Annotated in this window: 14 protein-coding genes and 2 pseudogenes; 14 read left to right on the forward strand and 2 right to left on the reverse strand. The window is 73.1% G+C overall.

Features of this window, described 5'->3' with window-relative positions; all coding sequences use genetic code 11:
- Nucleotides 1–5: 5 nt before the first annotated feature.
- On the reverse strand, nt 6–230 hold the full coding sequence (locus D0Z67_RS19225; RefSeq protein ID WP_031181080.1) for a hypothetical protein: 225 nt from the start codon (nt 228–230) through the stop codon (nt 6–8).
- Between the two features lie 210 nt (nt 231–440).
- Here D0Z67_RS19225 and D0Z67_RS19230 point away from each other — a divergent pair, with 210 nt between their 5' ends.
- The 14 genes and pseudogenes from D0Z67_RS19230 to D0Z67_RS19290 all read left to right on the forward strand — a co-directional run bounded on the left by D0Z67_RS19230 (nt 441) and on the right by D0Z67_RS19290 (nt 15,880).
- A complete protein-coding gene (locus D0Z67_RS19230; protein ID WP_051887651.1) occupies nt 441–1,421 on the forward strand; it encodes an alpha/beta fold hydrolase in 981 nt (326 codons plus the stop codon).
- Nucleotides 1,422–1,429: 8 nt separating this feature from the next.
- Nucleotides 1,430–2,731 carry a DUF3152 domain-containing protein gene (locus D0Z67_RS19235; RefSeq protein ID WP_234312732.1) on the forward strand — a complete coding sequence of 434 codons (1,302 nt, stop codon included), beginning with the start codon at nt 1,430–1,432 and terminating at the stop codon, nt 2,729–2,731.
- Nucleotides 2,732–2,800: 69 nt separating this feature from the next.
- Nucleotides 2,801–2,895, forward strand: a pseudogene (locus D0Z67_RS30495) (Ms4533A family Cys-rich leader peptide).
- A 184-nt stretch (nt 2,896–3,079) separates the two neighbouring features.
- Nucleotides 3,080–4,792, forward strand: a complete 1,713-nt coding sequence (locus D0Z67_RS19240) for an ABC transporter substrate-binding protein (RefSeq protein ID WP_031181084.1) — start codon at nt 3,080–3,082, stop codon at nt 4,790–4,792.
- Between the two features lie 4 nt (nt 4,793–4,796).
- Nucleotides 4,797–5,792: an ABC transporter permease gene (locus tag D0Z67_RS19245; RefSeq protein ID WP_031181085.1), complete on the forward strand. Its 996-nt coding sequence runs from the start codon at nt 4,797–4,799 to the stop codon at nt 5,790–5,792.
- A complete protein-coding gene (locus tag D0Z67_RS19250) occupies nt 5,789–6,787 on the forward strand; it encodes an ABC transporter permease (protein WP_031181086.1) in 999 nt (332 codons plus the stop codon). The genes D0Z67_RS19245 and D0Z67_RS19250 overlap by 4 nt, the downstream gene beginning before the upstream one ends.
- Nucleotides 6,784–8,379 (forward strand): dipeptide ABC transporter ATP-binding protein, encoded by a 1,596-nt coding sequence (locus tag D0Z67_RS19255; RefSeq protein ID WP_031181087.1) that lies wholly within the window; start codon nt 6,784–6,786, stop codon nt 8,377–8,379. Before D0Z67_RS19250 ends, D0Z67_RS19255 begins: the two co-directional genes overlap by 4 nt.
- Before the next feature lie 202 nt (nt 8,380–8,581).
- Complete coding sequence (locus tag D0Z67_RS19260; protein ID WP_031181088.1) at nt 8,582–10,237, forward strand: DUF3492 domain-containing protein; 1,656 nt, start codon at nt 8,582–8,584, stop codon at nt 10,235–10,237.
- A gap of 23 nt (nt 10,238–10,260) precedes the next feature.
- On the forward strand, nt 10,261–11,388 hold the full coding sequence (locus D0Z67_RS19265) for a hypothetical protein (RefSeq protein WP_338058803.1): 1,128 nt from the start codon (nt 10,261–10,263) through the stop codon (nt 11,386–11,388).
- Nucleotides 11,389–11,798: 410 nt separating this feature from the next.
- Complete coding sequence (locus D0Z67_RS19270; RefSeq protein WP_031181090.1) at nt 11,799–12,758, forward strand: NAD-dependent epimerase/dehydratase family protein; 960 nt, start codon at nt 11,799–11,801, stop codon at nt 12,756–12,758.
- On the forward strand, nt 12,746–13,486 hold the full coding sequence (locus D0Z67_RS19275; protein WP_031181091.1) for a spherulation-specific family 4 protein: 741 nt from the start codon (nt 12,746–12,748) through the stop codon (nt 13,484–13,486). The genes D0Z67_RS19270 and D0Z67_RS19275 overlap by 13 nt, the downstream gene beginning before the upstream one ends.
- A 64-nt stretch (nt 13,487–13,550) precedes the next feature.
- Nucleotides 13,551–14,729, forward strand: coding sequence for an adenylyltransferase/sulfurtransferase MoeZ (gene moeZ, locus D0Z67_RS19280; RefSeq protein ID WP_031181092.1), 1,179 nt, complete (start codon nt 13,551–13,553; stop codon nt 14,727–14,729).
- A 193-nt stretch (nt 14,730–14,922) separates the two neighbouring features.
- Nucleotides 14,923–15,261 (forward strand): annotated as a pseudogene (locus D0Z67_RS30215) (hypothetical protein); the annotation flags it as partial.
- Nucleotides 15,262–15,412: 151 nt separating this feature from the next.
- On the forward strand, nt 15,413–15,880 hold the full coding sequence (locus tag D0Z67_RS19290; protein ID WP_131589671.1) for a hypothetical protein: 468 nt from the start codon (nt 15,413–15,415) through the stop codon (nt 15,878–15,880).
- Between the two features lie 7 nt (nt 15,881–15,887).
- On the opposite strand, the gene D0Z67_RS19295 is transcribed toward D0Z67_RS19290, so the two are convergent.
- A complete protein-coding gene (locus D0Z67_RS19295) occupies nt 15,888–17,429 on the reverse strand; it encodes an alpha/beta hydrolase (RefSeq protein ID WP_031181094.1) in 1,542 nt (513 codons plus the stop codon).
- Between the last annotated feature and the right edge of the window lie 29 nt (nt 17,430–17,458).

Genomic DNA, 17,458 nt, shown 5'->3' on the forward strand with positions numbered 1-17,458 from the left:
TCCGGTCAGCGGTAGTCGTCCTCGTCGGTCCTGACCACGCGGGCCTGCTCGATGAGATCGCCCTCGCTGCCCCGGGCCGGGTCCACCTCGCTCAGCGGCTCGTCCCGCTCCTCGGTGAGGGGGGCGCGCTGCTCGGCGGCGTCGTGCTCGGCGGCCTCGACATCGACGATCCCGGCCCGGGTGTCCTCGCGGCTCTCGATCTCGTCCGGCTCGGTGGGGTCGTGGGCCATGACGGCCTCCCTTTCTTCCAGCGTCCGTCCGGAAGCCTCTTCCGGAACCTCTGGCTCGGGCGGGTACCCCGCGGCTGCGCTGTCATACGAGCCTAGGAGACCGCCCGGGGCGGCGCCACGCCGTCGGCGATACCGGTCCGGAGTCCGGGTACCGTCGCCTGTGAGGGCGAACACATGAGCTGCGGTGTGATCGTCTCGTAACATTGCCGCATGTCTTCGACCGAGTCACCTTCCGTGCCGGCCGCGAGTGTGCTCCCCCGGGTCGCACCCGTAAGGGTGGGCGAGGGCGAGCGGATGAGGTCGGTGCGGCTGCCGGGGGTCACCCTGACGGTCCGGTCCCGGCCGCCCGCACGGGAGGGTCTTGAGCCCGCGCTGTTCGTGCACGGGCTCGGCGGTTCCTCGCAGAACTGGTCCCTGCTGATGGCAGCGCTGGACGGGACCGTCGACTCCGAGGCCGTCGACCTGCCGGGCTTCGGGGACTCCCCGCCGCCGGACGACGGCGACTACTCCGTCACCGGGCACGCCCGCGCGGTCATCCGCCACCTGGACGCGGCCGGACGCGGCCCGGTGCACCTGCTGGGCAACTCGCTCGGCGGCGCGGTCTCCACCCGCGTGGCCGCCGTCCGCCCGGACCTGGTGCGCACCCTGACGCTCGTCTCGCCCGCCCTGCCGGAGCTGCGCGTCCAGCGCAGCGCGGTCCCCACCGCCCTGCTGGGCGTGCCCGGCGTGGCCGCGCTGTTCAACCGGTTCACCCGTGAGTGGACCGCCGAGCAGCGGGTGCGCGGGGTGACGGCCCTCTGTTACGGCGATCCCACGACCGTGACGCCGGAGGCGTTCGGGTACGCGGTGGAGGAGCTGGAACGGCGCCTGAGGCTGCCGTACTTCTGGGACGCGATGACCCGCTCCGCGCGCGGGATCGTGGACGCGTACACGCTGGGCGGGCAGCAGGGGCTGTGGAGGCAGGCCGAGCGGGTACTCGCGCCGACCCTGCTGGTCTACGGTGGCCGTGACCAACTCGTCGGCTTCCGTATGGCCGCCAAGGCCGCCCGCTCCTTCAGGGACTCCCGTCTGCTGTCCCTGCCGGACGCCGGGCACGTGGCGATGATGGAATACCCGGAGCTGGTGGCCAGGGCGTTCCGCGAACTTCTCGCGGAGAGCGCCGTACCGGGCGCCACGGACGCGGAGAACTGAGGGCAGGGGTGGGACGACACAGTCGCCGAGGACCGGCTCCCCAGGGGGACCCCTCGGCCATAGAGGGCACCGACCCGGTGGCCGGGGGCACCGAAGACGTCACCGGGACGGGTGACTTCGCCGTGCGCCCGCGTCCACGGGGCGGTGAGTCGTGGACCGCCGGACCCCAGGGCGCCTCCGGTGCGACCGTGAGCGGTGCCGGACGCCATGTCCCGCAGGGCCGGCGCGGCGACGAGCGGGCGCCGGACGCCTTCGGGGCCGCGCGGGGCGGTCACCCGGAACAGCGTGAAGTGGGCGGCGGCTGGGGCGAGTTCGAGAACCGTCGGGCCACCCCGGGGCCCTTCCCGAGGCAGCGGCGCGCGGAGCCCGCGGACGCGGGTACCGGCCCGCGCCGCGAGTACCTGGACGCCTTCGCCGAGGGCGCCGCTCCCCGGCCGCCCCGGCGGGCCGAGGTGCCGGAGCCGAGGACCGCGCCGGACGAGGGCGGGGAGCCTCCCGTATCCGAGCCCGCGGCGACCCGGCACGGCGGCAAGGGGCGCGCCTTCACCGGGGTCGCGGCCGCCGCCGTGACCACCGTGCTCGCGATCGTCGTCGCCGGACAGGTGGCCGACGGCCGCGCCCAGGGCGACTCGCGGTCCCAGGCCGCCGCCGGCGGGCTGCCGGCCGGCGCCCAGGCCGTGCCCTCCAGCGCGCCGAGCGCCGTCCCGCTGACGTACGCCCAGAAGATGGGCCGGCTCTATCCCCTGGCGGCGAAGCTCAAGGGTTCCGGCAGGTTCGACACCGTGCCCGGCTCGGCCAAGGCGCCCGGCAAGGGCCCGAAGATGACCTACCGGGTCGACGTCGAGCAGGGGCTCGGCCTGGACGGCGCGCTGTTCGCCGACGCCGTGCAGCGCACCCTGAACGACGACCGGAGCTGGGCGCACGGCGGGGAGCGCAGCTTCGAGCGGGTCTCCACCGGCAAGCCGGACTTCGTGATCACCCTGGCCAGCCCCGGCACGACCGCCGAGTGGTGTGCCAAGTCGGGCCTGGACACCACCGAGGACAACGTCTCCTGCGACTCGGCGGCCACCGAGCGCGTGATGATCAACGCGTACCGCTGGGCGCAGGGCAGCGTCACCTACGGGGACGCCGAGATCTACGCCTACCGCCAGATGCTGATCAACCACGAGGTCGGCCACCGGCTCGGACACGGGCACGTCACGTGCCAGAAGAACGGCTCGATCGCCCCGGTGATGCAGCAGCAGACCAAGTTCCTCGACCACGACGGAATCCACTGCCTGCCCAACGCCTGGCCGTATCCGAAGAGTTGAGGCGTGAGTGAACGGCGGCGCACTCATGTCACATTGACATGAGTCGCAAGTTCGTTCATATTTCTGCGCATGTGGTCCCGTCACTCCGCCCTCCGCAGCGCCGCCATCGAGCTGGCGCTCATCGGTGTGACCCCCTCTGCGTGGCCGACATCGACTGTCGCTGACGCCGCCTTCCTGGCGTCCGCGTCGATGCGTGCCCTTCTCACCCTGCCGCCCGTGAGCCTTCTCGCGGGATCTCTCGACGACTGACGCCGGGGCCGGCACCTGTCCGCAGGTGTCTCATTCCTCGTCCCCATGTCTCACCCCTCGGACAGTCCGGGGGGTTCCCCCGAGAGGTCGTCATTTCCGATGCATCAATCGTCCGTCATAGCGCGCCGCGTGGCAGCGGCATCCGTCGGCCTGGTCGTGGCAGCGGGCGCCGCCGCCTGCGGCCCTGAGGACAACGATGCCAAGGGCGCCGGTGGCGACTCCACGCCCCACAAGGGCGGCACCCTCACCGTGCTGAACGCCGAGGCCCAGACCGACTTCGACCCGGCCCGCCTCTACACCTCCGGCGGCGGCAACGTCCCCTCGCTGGTCTTCCGCACCCTCACCACGCGCAACCGCGAGAACGGCGCCGAGGGCGCCAAGGTGGTCCCCGACCTCGCCACCGACACCGGGCGCCCCAGCAAGGACGCGACCGTGTGGACGTACACCCTGAAGAAGGGGCTGGAGTACGAGGACGGCACCCCGATCACCTCGGCCGACATCAAGTACGGCATCGAGCGGTCCTTCGCGCCCGAACTCTCCGGTGGCGCGCCCTACTTGCGGGACTGGCTGAGCGGCGCCGCCGACTACCAGGGGCCGTACAAGGACAAGAAGGGTCTCTCCGCGATCGAGACGCCGGACGCGCGCACGATCGTCTTCCATCTGAACAAGCCCGAGGGCGAGTTCCCCTTCCTCGCCACCCAGACGCAGTTCGCGCCGGTGCCCAAGGCCAAGGACACCGGCACCAAGTACGAGCAGCACCCGGTCTCCTCCGGGCCGTACAAGGTGGTCAGGAACCAGAACGACGGCGAGCGCGTGCTGCTGGAGCGCAACCCGCACTGGAGCGGTGACGACGAGCGCAAGGCGTACCCGGACAAGGTCGACGTGCGCTCCGGGCTCGACTCCTCCGTCATCAACCAGCGGCTCGCCGCCTCCCAGGGCGCCGACAAGGCCGCCGTCACCACCGACACCAACCTCGGCCCGGCCGAACTCGCCCGGGTCAGCGGCGACAAGGGCCTCGCCGCCCGGGTGGGCACCGGCCACTTCGGCTACACGGACTACATCGCCTTCAACCCGAAGGTGAAGCCGTTCGACGACCCGAAGGTGCGCCAGGCGATCTCGTACGCCGTCGACCGCTCCTCGGTGATCAACGCGGCCGGCGGGTCCGCGCTCGCCGAGCCCGCAACCACCTTCCTGCCCGACCAGAAGTCCTTCGGGTACACCCCGCACGACCTGTTCCCGGCGGGCAAGTCCGGCAACGCGGCCAAGGCGAAGGAGCTGCTGAAGGAGGCCGGGCACCCGAACGGGCTGACCGTCACCCTCACGCATTCCAACAGCAAGGACTTCGAGACCAGCCCGGAGATCGCCACCGCCCTCCAGGACGCCCTGAAGAAGGCCGGGATCACGGTCAGGCTCCAGGGTCTTGAGGACAACGACTACCGGGACAAGATCCACAGCATCAAGACCGAGCCCGGCTTCTTCCTGGCGCACTGGGGCGCCGACTGGCCCTCCGGCGGTCCCTTCCTCGCCCCGATCTTCGACGGCCGCCAGATCGTCAAGGACGGCGCCAACTTCAACACCGGTCTGCTGGACGACAAGTCGGTCAACACCGAGATCGACGCCATCAACAAGCTGACCGACCTGAACGCGGCCGCCGCCCGCTGGGGCGCGCTGGACAAGAAGATCGCCGGCAACGCCCTGGTCGTCCCGCTGTTCCACCCCGTCTACAAGCGCCTGTACGGCTCGGACGTCAGGAACATCGTGATCAGCGACTGGACCGGCGTGCTGGACATCTCCCAGGTCGCGGTGAAGTGACCCGGTGAGCGAAGCACTTGTCGCCGTCGAGGCCGCCGGGGCGGAGATCACCGCCCCGGCGGCCTCGGGGGCCCGTCAGTTCTGGCGGCGGCTGCGCGCGCAGCGGGCCGCCCTGGTCGCCGCGGCCGTCGTCGCGCTCCTCGTCCTGGTCGCGCTCGCCGCGCCGCTCCTCACCTCCGTCGAGGGACAGGACGCCACCACGTACCACCCCGGCCTCGTCGACTCCGCGCGCGGCGGGGTGCCCATCGGGTCGCTCGGCGGGATCGGCGCCGAGCACTGGCTCGGCATCGAACCGCAGACCGGCCGCGACCTGTTCGCCCGGCTGGTGGAGGGCGCCCGCGTCTCGCTGGGCGTCGCCTTCGCGGCCACGCTCGTCCAGGTGCTCATCGGCGTCACCGTCGGTGTGGCCGCCGCCATGGGCAGCCGCTGGCTGGACCAGGTCCTCAGCCGGATCACCGACATCATCGTGGCGCTGCCGCTCATGATCATGGCGCTGGCGCTGCTGGCCGTCGTGCCCGCGAGCTTCCCCCGCCCGGTGCTGGTCGCCCTCGTCATCGGGCTGATCGCCTGGGGCAACGTCGCCAAGATCGTGCGCGCCCAGACGCTCACCCTCAAGGGGCTCGACCACGTGGCCGCCGCCCGGCTCAGCGGATGGGGCGCCGTGCGCGTGGCCCGCCGCGAGCTGCTGCCCGGCCTCGCCGCGCCCGTCATCACCTATGCCGCGCTGCTGGTGCCCACCAACATCTCCGCCGAGGCCGCCCTGTCCTTCCTCGGCGTCGGGGTGAAGCCGCCGACGCCCTCCTGGGGACAGATGATCACCGCGGCCGACGTCTGGTACCAGGCCGCGCCGCAGTACCTGCTGTTCCCGGCGGGCGCCCTGTTCACCACCGTGCTCGCCCTCACCGTCCTCGGTGACGGCGTCCGCACCGCACTCGACCCGCGCGCCGCCTCCCGGCTGCGCGTCGGCACCGGCCGCGCCCGGAAGGAGGACGCCGCGTGAACGGCTTCGGCGGATTCCTGCTGCGCCGCGCGGCGGGCACGTTCATCACCCTGCTCGCCGTCTCGGTCCTCGTCTACGTGGTCTTCTACGCCACCCCCGGCAACGTCGCCCAGATCACCTGCGGCCCGCGCTGCTCCCCGGAGCAGGTGCACCAGGTCGCGGCCCAGCTCCGGCTCGACGACCCGCTCTACCTGCGCTACTTCCACTTCCTCCAGGGGCTGTTCGCCGGCCAGGACTACTCCACCGGCACCTCGGTCGAGCACTGCGCGGCACCGTGCCTCGGGCTCTCCTACCAGAGCGACCAGCAGGTGCTCACGCTGCTGCTGGCCAAGCTGCCGGTCAGCCTCTCGCTGGTGGCCGGCGCGATGGTGCTCTGGCTGGTCATCGGGGTCGGCACCGGCGTCCTCTCCGCCTGGCGGCGCGGCCGGCTCTCCGAGCGGGTGCTCACCGTGCTGACCCTGGCCGGCTGGGCCACGCCCGTGTTCGTGCTCGGGCTGGTGCTGATGATCGTGGTCTGCGGCGAACTCCAGCTGCTGCCCTTCCCGCAGTACGTGCGCTTCGGCGACGACCCCGAGCAGTGGGCGTGGAACCTGCTGCTGCCCTGGCTGTCGCTGGCCCTGATCGAGGCGGCCGCGTTCGCCCGGCTGACCCGCTCGGCCATGCTGGAGACCCTCGCCGAGGACCACATCCGCACCTTCCGCGCCTACGGCGTCGGTGAGCGGGCCATCGTCGGACGGCACGCCCTGCGCGGCGCGCTCGCCCCCGTCATCGCGCTCAACGCCAACAACGTCGGCTCCGCCATCGGCGGCGCGGTCCTCACCGAGACGCTGTTCGGGCTGCCCGGCATCGGCCAGGAACTGGTGCACGCGGTCAAGGTCGTGGACCTCCCCGTGGTCGTCGGCATGGTCCTGGTCGTCGCCTTCTTCGTCGTCATCGCCAACGCCGTCGCGGACGTCCTGTACGCGCTGGCCGACCGCCGGGTGGTCCTCGCATGAGCCTGGTCGAAGTCACCGACCTCACCGTCGAGTTCGGCGCCCTGCGCGCCGTGGACGGACTCTCCTTCACGCTGGAGAAGGGGGCCGCGCTGGCCCTGGTGGGGGAGTCCGGCTCCGGGAAGTCCACCGTCGCCGGCGCCCTGCTGGGCCTGCACCGGGACACCGGGGCACGGGTCGGCGGCTCGGTCCTGGTGGCCGGCACCGACGTGGCCGCCGCCTCCGACGCCGAGCTGCGGGCGCTGCGCGGGGCCAGGGCCGCCATGGTCTTCCAGGACCCGCTGTCCTCCCTCGACCCGTACTACGCGGTGGGCGACCAGATCGCCGAGGTGTACCGCGTGCACACCCGGGCCTCCCGGCGGGCCGCACGCGCGCGTGCCGTCGAGGTGCTGGACCGGGTCGGGATCCCGGACGCCGTCCGCAGGGCCCGGTCCCGGCCGCACGAGTTCAGCGGAGGGATGCGCCAACGCGCGCTGATCGCCATGGCGTTGGCGTGCGAACCCGAGCTGCTCATCGCGGACGAGCCGACCACCGCGCTCGACGTCACCGTGCAGGCCCAGATCCTCGACCTGCTGCACGCCCTGCGCCAGGAGAACGGGCTCGGGCTGCTGCTCGTCACCCATGACGTGGGCGTCGCCGCCGAGAGCGCCGACGACGTGCTCGTCATGCGGCACGGCCGCGCGGTCGAACACGGCTCGCTGCGACAGGTGCTGGCCGCGCCGGAGCAGCCGTACACCCGTGAACTCCTCGCCGCCGTACCGCGCGTGGACGCACCGCGTGCCGCGTCGGCCGGGGAGGCGGGGGAGACGGTGCTCGAAGCGACCGGGCTGCGCAAGGAGTTCGGGCGCGGACGCGGGGCGTTCACCGCCGTGGACGACGTCTCGCTGACCCTGCGCCGGGGCGAGACCCTGGGCATCGTGGGGGAGAGCGGCAGCGGCAAGACCACCCTGGGCCGCATGCTGGTCGGTCTGCTGGAACCGACCTCCGGCACCCTCCGCCACGAGGGACGAGCGCACCACGGCGTCGACCCCGCCGTGCAGATGGTGTTCCAGGACCCGGCCTCCTCACTCAACCCCCGCCGCACGGTGGGCGATTCGATCGCCGACCCGCTGCGCGCCAAGGGGAAGCTGGACGACAGGGCCGTACGGGAGCGGGTGACCGGACTGCTGGAGCGGGTCGGTCTCGAAGCGGCCCACCACGACCGCTACCCGCACGAGTTCAGCGGCGGCCAGCGCCAGCGCATCGGCATCGCGCGGGCCCTCGCCGCCGACCCGCGCGTCATCGTCTGCGACGAACCGGTCTCCGCGCTCGACGTCACCACCCAGGCCCAAGTAGTCGCGCTACTGGACGAGTTGCGGCGGGAACTCGGGCTCGCGCTCGTCTTCGTCGCGCACGACCTCGCCGTGGTCCGGCAGGTCAGCGACCGGGTCGCCGTCATGCGCCGGGGACAGGTCGTCGAGACCGGCCCCGCCGACGAGGTCTACGAGAACCCGCGCGACCCGTACACCCGCCAACTGCTGGCCGCCGTACCGGCGCTGGACCCGGAGGTCGCCGCACGGCGGCGGGCGGCGAGGCGAGAGCCCGCTCCGGCGTGACGATTTGCGTGTGGACCGTCACCGCGCGATCTCTTAGCGTGTCGGAACGCGGCTCGCCCGCGAAAGTTACGACCGTTCACCCCTTTTGGTGGTGCGACGGACAACCGTCCGTCGCACCACCGCCCTCTCCGCATACGTTCGTCCCGCTGCGAGCCGCCGGGACGACGGCGGCTCCCACACACGGGAGATCGGGGGTGCACGCGTGCGCATCGGACTGCTTACCGAGGGTGGCTATCCGTATGTCGGCGGTGACACCGGGCTCTGGTGCGACCGGCTCGTGCGCGGGCTCGGGCAGCACGAGTTCGACGTCTACGCGCTCAAGAGCGGCCGGCAGCAGGAGGACGACGGCTGGGTGCCGATCCCGCCGCAGGTCAGGCGGGTGCGCACCGCCGGGTTGTGGACGGCCGGGGGCGACGGCGCCCCGCTGGGCCGCCGCGCCCGCAGGCGGTTCACCGAGCACTACGGCGAACTGCTGGGCGCGGTCTGCGGCTTGGGGGAGGACTCCGCCGCCGAACTGGCGGACCGTTTCGGCAACGCGCTGTACAACCTCGCCGAACTCGCCCGCGACAGCGGCACCCTGACCGGAGCCCTCCGCTCCGACCACTCCGTGACCGCCCTGGAGCGCGCCTGCCGCGCCCCCGGCGCGCCGCGCGCGGCGCACGAGGCGCGTGTCCCCGACCTGCTGGCCGTCACCGACCACCTCGCCCGCGCCCTCGGCCCCCTCTCCCTCGACTGGTACGGCGAAAACGCCCTCGCCGCCGTCGACCTCTGCCACGCCACCTCCGGCGGCCCCACCGCCCTGCCCGGCCTGCTCGCCCGGCACTTCGCCGGCGTGCCCCTGCTGGTCACCGAGTACGGCGTCCAGCTCCGCGCGCACTACCTCGCGCTCGGCCCGGACAGCGCCGCACCGGCCGTCCGCTCCCTCCTCGCCGCCTTCCACGGGCGGCTCGCCGCCGAGGTCTACCGGCGCGCCGAGATCCTCACCCCCGGCAGCAGCCACGCCCGGCGCTGGCAGGAGCGGTGCGGCGCCGACCGGGCCCGTATCCGCACCGTCCACCCGGGCATGGACGCCGACCGGTTCGCCGAGGTCGGCGAGGCGCCCGACCGCGCCGACGCCGGCACGCTGGTGTGGGTGGGCCGGATCGAGCCCGGCCGGGACCTCGTCTCGCTGCTGCACGCCTTCGCCGAGGTCCGCAAGGAGGAGCCGCACGCGCGGCTGCGCATCGTGGGCGTGCCGGTGGGGGCCGAGGGCGAGGCGTACCTCGCGCAGTGCCGGGCGCTGGCCGCCCAGCTCTTCCCGGACGAGGCCGAGGGGCTGCACGCCGTGGGGGACAACCCCGTGTCGTTCACCGAGGTGGGGGCGCCCGAGGCGCCGACGCTGCCCGACGCGTACGCCGCCGGGGCCGTGGTCGTGCTGTCCAGTGTGGTCGAGGGGTTCCCGGTCAGCCTGGCCGAGGCGATGTTCTGCGGCCGGGCCACGGTGTCCACCGACGTGGGCGCGGTGGTGGAGGTCATCGGGGGCACCGGGCTCGTCGTACCGCCGCGCAATCCGAGGGCGCTCGCGGAGGCGTGCGTGGCGCTGCTGCGCGACCCCGAGCGCCGGGCGCGGCTGGGGGCGGCGGCGCGGGCACGGGCGCTGGAGCTGTTCGGCGTCGAACAGAACATCACGGCATTTCACGGCATTTACCTGGAGATCATGTCGCACTGCCCGGTGCGCCGGGTCGCCGTGGACGAGGCCGGGGAGCCGCTGCCGTTCGCCGACCCGGCCGAGTCCCACGTGCCCGGCCACTGGACCGTCCCCACCCTGCTGCGGGGCTCGCCGGAGCCGGTACGGGCCGGGGCGGAGGGGGCGCGATGAAGGGCGTGGACAGAACGCGGGCGGTGGCCTCTTCCGGGGCCACCGAGGCAGCTCCCCGCCGGGGTGCCGTCGACCCCGTGAAGGCCCTGCTGCACCAGCACCGGGAGCTGTGCGAGCGGGCCGTGGACCCGCTGGAGATCGCGGCCGGGCTGGAGTCGCACGGCTTCACCGACCGCTCCGCCGCCCGCTACCGGCACCGGGACGTGTTCTCGCTCGCCGAGGAGCTGTACGCGCGCGTCCCCCGCGACGACGCCGACCCGGCCCCCGAGCCCGCCCCCGGCCCCGCCCCGCGCATCCGCGCCGGCTGGGTCATGCTCACCCTGCTCCCCGGCGCGGTCGCCTCCGGCGCCCTCGCGGGACTACGGCTCGGCCCCGGCACCGCCCGCCCCCTGATCGCCCTGGGCGGCCTCCTCGCGATGACCCTCGCCGTACGCGCCGCCCTCGGCCGGGGCCCCCTCGCGGCCCGCCCCGGCGCCGCCGCGCGGCCCTCCGCCCCCGTGTGGACCGCCTGCCTCCTCGGGTACGCCCTGCTCGGTGACGGTCTGCTGGACGCCGTGGTGAGCGGCGGCCCCGACGCGCTGCCCACCGGCGCCCCGGACGGCCCATGGCCCGCCGCCACCGCCCCCGTACTGGCCCTCGCGCTGGCCTGCGCCCCCGCCGCCTGGTGCGCCCACCTCCTGGACCTCGGGGCCCGCCGACGGCTCGCGGGCAGCCGGGGCCTGGAGGACTTCACCTCCGGCGCGCGCCCCCTGCTGCTCGGCGTCCTCGCGCTGTACCTGGCCGCCCTGACCGGCCTGCTCGCCCTCACCGGCGCCGTGCTGCACGAGGACCCGGCCTACCCGGGGGCCCTCACCCTGGGCGCCCTGCTGTTCCTCGCCCGCCTCCTCACCGTCCACCGGCACCGGCACGCGCCGGCCGTGATCCTGGGCGCGGCGGCGGTCGCCGAGGTGGCCGCTCCGGCGCTGGTGCTGAGTGGCCGGCTCCCCGGCTGCCACTTCCTCGCCGTACCGGTGACGACCCTGGTCGACCCCCTCGGCGCGGCCGCGATCCCCGCCCTGGGCTGCGGCTGCGCGGCCCTGGTCCTCCTGGCCCACTCCCTGCGCACCCTCACCCGAGCCTCGGCCCACGCGCCCCTGGGGGGCCCGGAGTGAGACACGCGTGCTCCGTGCGGCCCAGGGGCGCAGGCGCCGGTCACCCACCCCTGACAGGACCTGCCACGACCCCGCGCCCGGCCACCCCGGGCGCTCACCGGACGGCAGGCACCCCCGGCGACGGCCCACGCGGCCCCGCGCCCGTCCCCCGCCTTCGTCCGCACGGCCGTGCCGCCGGGCCCGTCGCCCACCTCCGGGCGCGGCCCGGCTGAGGGAGCCCGGCACCCCGGGATACCCCACCCACCCCGTCACGGCACCGGCGCCCCACCGCCGCCCCGCCCTCTCCCCCCTCATCCCTGAGACCTTCATCCCTGAGAAGGAGAACACCAGATGACCACCTCCCGACACGGAGTCACCGCAGTGGCCGGGTCCGTGGGAGCAGCCGCGGCGCACACCTCGGGGGCCGCCCTATGAGGGTCCTGATGATCGGAGCCAACGGGTACATCGGCCGCTTCGTCGCCGACCGTCTCCTCGCTGACCCCGCCGTGCAGCTCACCGCGCTCGGCCGGGGCGACGACGCCGACGTCCGCTTCGACCTCGCCACCGGCAGCCCCGGCGCGCTCACCCGGTTCCTGGACGCCGTGCACCCCGGCGTCGTCGTCAACTGCGCCGGTGCCACCCGGGGCGGCGCCCGCGACCTCACCCGGCACAACACCGTCGCCGTGGCCACCGTCTGCGAGGCGCTGCGGCGCAGCGGCTGCGGGGCCCGGCTGGTGCAGATCGGCTGCGGCTCCGAGTACGGGCCGAGCCAGCCCGGCTCCTCCACCGCCGAGGACGCCGTACCCCGGCCGGGCGGCCCCTACGGGGTCAGCAAGCTCGCCGCGACCGAACTGGTCCTCGGCTCCGGGCTGGACGCCGTGGTGCTGCGCGTCTTCTCGCCCGCCGGACCCGGCACCCCGGCGGGGTCGCCGCTGGGGAGACTCGCGGAGGCCATGCGCCGGGCCATGCAGGCGGGCGACGGCGAACTCAAGCTCGCCGGGCTGGGCGTCCAGCGCGACTTCGTCGACGTACGCGACGTCGCCCGCGCGGTGCACGCCGCCTCGCTGTCCGCCGCGCAGGGCGTGATCAACATCGGCTCCGGCCGTGCCGTACGGCTGCGCGACGCGGCCACCGTCCTCGCCCGGGTCGCCGGGTACGGCGGCGCGCTCAACGAACTCGACGCCCCGCCCGGCCCGTTGCGCGGGCAGATCGGGCATCCGCGCGGCGACCTGGACCACGCGGTGCCGGTCGCCTACCCCTACCCGGACGGCTGCGGGAGCTGGCAGCAGGCCGACGTACGCACCGCGCGCGACCGGCTCGGCTGGCGGCCCCGGATCAATCTGGAGGAGTCCCTCGCGGACATCTGGATGGAGGCGGCATGCCGCATCTGACCAGCGCGCCCGCCCTCACCGGCGTGCGCACCGCGATCGGCGTCCCCGACTACGCGCACCCGCTGACCGCGCCCACCCAGTGGGCCGAACTGGCGCGTCCCGGAACGCCGTTGGACTGGGTGGTGCTCAACGTCGCCGCCGGACCCGGCACCCGCCCCGACCCGCACTGCCTGGACGCGGCGGGCCGGCTCCGGGGCGGCGGGGTCCGCGTACTGGGCCACCTGGACCTCGCGCACGGGATGCGCCCCTTCTCCGACCTGGTCACCGACGCGCACCGCCACCTCGACTGGTACCGCGTCGACGGCTTCCTGCTGGAACGCTGTCCCGGAGACCGGGCCCAACTGTCCGAGGTCCGGCGGGTGCTCACCACGCTCCGCGCGCTCGCCGGGGACACCCACCTCGTGCTCGGCCACGGGGAGCACCCCTGTCCGGGGTACGCGGAGAACGCCGACCAGCTGGTCACCTTCCGGGGCTCCTGGGCCGACTACCGCTGGTCGCAGGTGGCCGAGTGGACGGCCGACTACCCGGAGAGCCGCTTCTGCCACTTCGTGCACAGCGTGCCGCGCGGTCATCTGGAGGAGGCGCTGCGCATCGCGCGCTGGCAGGGCGCCGGGACGGTCTACCTCACCGACCGCACGGACCAGGGCGGCCGGGCCAACCCCTGGGAGACCATGCCCGGCCACTGGGACGAATTCGTCTCGCGGGTCGGAACGGGTGTCTCGGAATGAAGAAGGCCGTGGCAGTGTTACGGGAAGAACAACCCGTAGTGATCGACCGACCAACGGAGTCCCCGTGTCGCTGCCACCCCTGGTCGAGCCCGCTTCCGAGCTCACCGTAGACGAGGTCCGCCGGTACTCCCGCCACCTGATCATCCCGGACGTGGGGATGGAAGGGCAGAAGCGGCTGAAGAACGCCAAGGTGCTCTGTGTGGGCGCCGGCGGCCTGGGTTCACCCGCGCTGATGTACCTCGCGGCGGCCGGTGTCGGCACGCTCGGCATCGTGGAGTTCGACGAGGTCGACGAGTCCAACCTGCAGCGGCAGATCATCCACAGCCAGGCCGACATCGGCCGCTCCAAGGCCGAGTCCGCGCGGGACACGGTCAAGGGCATCAACCCGTACGTGGACGTGATCCTGCACGAGGAACGGCTCGAGGCCGAGAACGTGATGGAGATCTTCGGCCAGTACGACCTGATCGTCGACGGCACGGACAACTTCGCCACGCGCTACCTGGTCAACGACGCGTGCGTGCTGCTGAACAAGCCCTACGTGTGGGGCTCGATCTACCGCTTCGACGGCCAGGCGTCCGTCTTCTGGTCCGAGCACGGCCCCTGCTACCGCTGCCTCTACCCGGAGCCCCCGCCGCCGGGCATGGTCCCCTCCTGCGCCGAGGGCGGCGTGCTCGGTGTGCTGTGCGCGTCGATCGGCTCGATCCAGGTCAACGAGGCGATCAAGCTGCTCGCGGGCATCGGTGACCCGCTGGTCGGCCGCCTGATGATCTACGACGCCCTGGAGATGCAGTACCGCCAGGTCAAGGTCCGCAAGGACCCCGACTGCGCGGTGTGCGGCGAGAACCCCACGGTCACCGAGCTGATCGACTACGAGGCGTTCTGCGGCGTCGTCTCCGAGGAGGCCCAGCAGGCCGCCGCCGGCTCCACGATCACTCCCAAGCAGCTCAAGGAGTGGATCGACGACGGCGAGAACATCGAGATCATCGACGTCCGCGAGCCGAACGAGTACGAGATCGTCTCCATCCCCGGCGCCAAGCTCATCCCCAAGAACGACTTCCTCATGGGCACCGCCCTGGAGTCCCTCCCGCACGACAAGCGCATCGTCCTGCACTGCAAGACGGGCGTCCGCAGCGCGGAGGTCCTCGCGGTCCTGAAGTCCGCGGGCTTCGCCGACGCGGTCCACGTGGGCGGCGGCGTCATCGGCTGGGTCAACCAGATCGAACCGAACAAGCCGGTGTACTGAGCCCTCCGGCCTTGAGGCCCACGGCCCCGGAACCACTCGGGGCCGTGGGCCTTCGCCGTGTGTTGACCTTCGAGTTGGTCGAAGGCCAGTGATGGCGCGGTGCCGAAATCCGAACTCATGCCGATCGGGGGCTTCGCCGAGCGCAGCGGGCTGACGCCCAGCGCCCTGCGCTTCCACGCCGACTCCGGGCTGCCTCGCCCACTATCTGGCCGACCTCCACGACGACCCCGCCCAGGCCCTGACCTGGGACATCCGGGCCCTGGACGCGGCCGACGCCCTCACCGAGCAGCGCGTCCAGGAGCACCACACGGACCTGCACGTCGCGGGCTTCCACCCCTCCCTCCACCTCAACCTCGCCGACAACTACCGACGCCTCGGCTCCTTCCAAGCGGCCACGGAGCACATCGACGCGGCCCGCGCACACGCCCCGAACCTCCCCGCCACTCCGTACGGCGCCCTCATCCGCGGAGCCGTCCAGGGCGTCGCCGACGCCATCACGGCCCGGGACCGCACCCGGCGGCCCTCGGCATGAGCGGCCGGACGCGGGGCCGGGCCGGGGCCCGCTGGGCAGGCGTCCGTTTGCGTCCGACCGGGGATGGGCAGCCCTGGACCCGGACTGTCGGGGGATGGGGGGCTTCGCGGTGGACGGTGAGGGTGCGTCGGTTGTCATTTCGGTGGCCGCTGTGGTCATCAGTGTGCTGTCGCTCTATGTGGCCCGGCTGAAGGACCGCAGGGACGCGCTGCTCAAGCTGCACGAGTCGCTGATCACTCCGGAACTGCAGCACGGCAGGCGGGCGGTGTTCCTGATGCAGGAGCGGGGGGTGGGGGTGGAGGAGCTGAGCGGGGAGGAGTACGCCGTCATCAACCGGGCGCTCGCGGCCTTCGACGTCGTCGGCCTCTACTGCCACAAGGGGTACGTGAACGAGAAGGACGTCCTCGAACTGTGGGCGGTGCCGCTGGTCCGGCTGAAGTACGCCGGCGCGGTGTTCCTGGCGTACCGGGACGGGCAGACGGCGGGGCTCCCCATCTGGCCGCGCTTCCGGAGCCTGGCCGATCGCGCGGAGGCGTATCTGCGGGCGCGCGGTGTCGACGTCGCCCCGCTGACCGGGCCCGTGCCGGGTGTGCCGGAGAGCCGTACCGAGCCGTCGTAGGCGGTCGTCAGCCGCAGACGGTGTTCGGCTCCGGGGTCTTGCCGGTCAGGAGGTAGTCGTTGACCGCCTTCTGGACGCACTTGTTCTTGCTGTCGTACGCGCCGTGTCCCTGGCCCTTGTAGGTGAGTTCGACGGCGACGCCCTTGCCGAGGGCGTCGACCATGGCGCGGGCGCCCTCGTAGGGGGTCGCGGGGTCGCCGGTGTTGCCGACGACGAGGATGGGGGCGGCGCCGGGGGCGTGCACGTCGGGGTGGTCGGCGGCGCCGGGGACGGCCCAGTCGGTGCAGCCGGCCATGCCCCAGGCGAGGTAGTCGCCGAAGACGGGGGAGGCCCCCCGGAAGTCGGGCAGCTTGGACTGGATGTAGGCCGCGGAGTAACGGGGCTTCTCGTCCGAGCAGTTGATGGCGAGGTTGGCCGGGGTGATGTTGCTGTAGTCGCCGTTCTCCGACCGCCCGTTCATCGAGTCGGACAGCAGCATCAGCACCCTGCCGTCCCCGTCGTACGCCTGCTCCAGACCCTCGGTGAGGTACTCCCAGAAGTCCTTGGAGTACAGCGACTGCGCGATGCCGTTGGTCGCCGCGGTCTGGGTCAACTGGCGGGGATAGATACCGGGGATGGGCTTCTTCTCCAGGTCCTTCAGCAGCTTGGCGATACGGTTCTTCACGTCGTCCGGGGTGTCCCCGACCGGGCAGTCCTCGACCTTGGACGTGCAGTCCTCGGCGAAGTTGTCCAGCGCGAGCTGGAACCCGCGCGCCTGGCTGAGGGCGCCCTCCTCCGGCGTCTGGGTGGGGTCCACCACCGCGTCGAACACGGCCCGCCCCACGTGCTTGGGGAACAAGTGCGCGTACACACCGCCGAGTTCGGTCCCGTACGAGATGCCGAAGTAGTGCAGCTTGGAGTCGCCCAGCACCTGCCGCATCAGGTCCATGTCGCGGGCCGCGTCCGTGGTACGCACATGGGGCAGGATCTTCGGGGACCGCTGCTCGCACGCGTTGTTGAACTTCTCGGTGCGGGCGATGAGTTGCTTCTGCTCGGCGGTGTTCTCCGGCGTCGCGTCCTGCTGGAAGAACGTGTCCAGCTGGGAGTCGCTCTCGCACAGCACCGGCGCGCTGCGCCCGACCCCGCGCGGGTCGAAGCTGACCAGGTCGTACCGGGTGCGCAGGGCCGCGTAGTCCTCGGCGAACGCGGGCAGCGTGGTGACACCGCTGCCGCCGGGCCCGCCGAAGTTGAACACCAGCGAGCCGATCCGGTCCTTCGCCGGGCCGTCCGCCTTGGCGCGGATCAGCGCGATGCCGATGGTGTCGCCCTTGGGCTTGGCCCAGTCCAGGGGCGCCAGCATGGTGGAGCACTGCCACTTCGCGCCGCCGGGCAGCGGCGACGGTGCCGGGCCGCCGCCCTCCGGCGCGGAGGGGGCGGGGCAGTCCTTCCACTGAAGCTTCTGCTTCGTCAGATCCCCGTGCCCCGAACCGCCGCAGCCGGCCAGCAGGGCGGCCATCAGCACGGCACTGGTCGTCAGGGCGGCGGCGCGCGGCCGGGAAGGGTTCGGCATACAGCCATCCTCACGGCGCGCCCGCCACT

Origin of the sequence: Streptomyces seoulensis, from assembly GCF_004328625.1 — a bacterium.
In the GTDB taxonomy this organism is placed as follows: domain Bacteria; phylum Actinomycetota; class Actinomycetes; order Streptomycetales; family Streptomycetaceae; genus Streptomyces; species Streptomyces seoulensis.

What these genes read in the sequence shown, in the direction of transcription:
- D0Z67_RS19225 (WP_031181080.1), bottom strand. Translation starts at nt 230, where the DNA reads ATGGCCCACGACCCCACCGAGCCGGACGAGATCGAGAGCCGCGAGGAC.
- D0Z67_RS19230 (WP_051887651.1), top strand. Translation starts at nt 441, where the DNA reads ATGTCTTCGACCGAGTCACCTTCCGTGCCGGCCGCGAGTGTGCTCCCC.
- D0Z67_RS19240 (WP_031181084.1), top strand. Translation starts at nt 3,080, where the DNA reads ATGCATCAATCGTCCGTCATAGCGCGCCGCGTGGCAGCGGCATCCGTC.
- D0Z67_RS19255 (WP_031181087.1), top strand. Translation starts at nt 6,784, where the DNA reads ATGAGCCTGGTCGAAGTCACCGACCTCACCGTCGAGTTCGGCGCCCTG.
- D0Z67_RS19270 (WP_031181090.1), top strand. Translation starts at nt 11,799, where the DNA reads ATGAGGGTCCTGATGATCGGAGCCAACGGGTACATCGGCCGCTTCGTC.
- D0Z67_RS19275 (WP_031181091.1), top strand. Translation starts at nt 12,746, where the DNA reads ATGCCGCATCTGACCAGCGCGCCCGCCCTCACCGGCGTGCGCACCGCG.
- D0Z67_RS19295 (WP_031181094.1), bottom strand. Translation starts at nt 17,429, where the DNA reads ATGCCGAACCCTTCCCGGCCGCGCGCCGCCGCCCTGACGACCAGTGCC.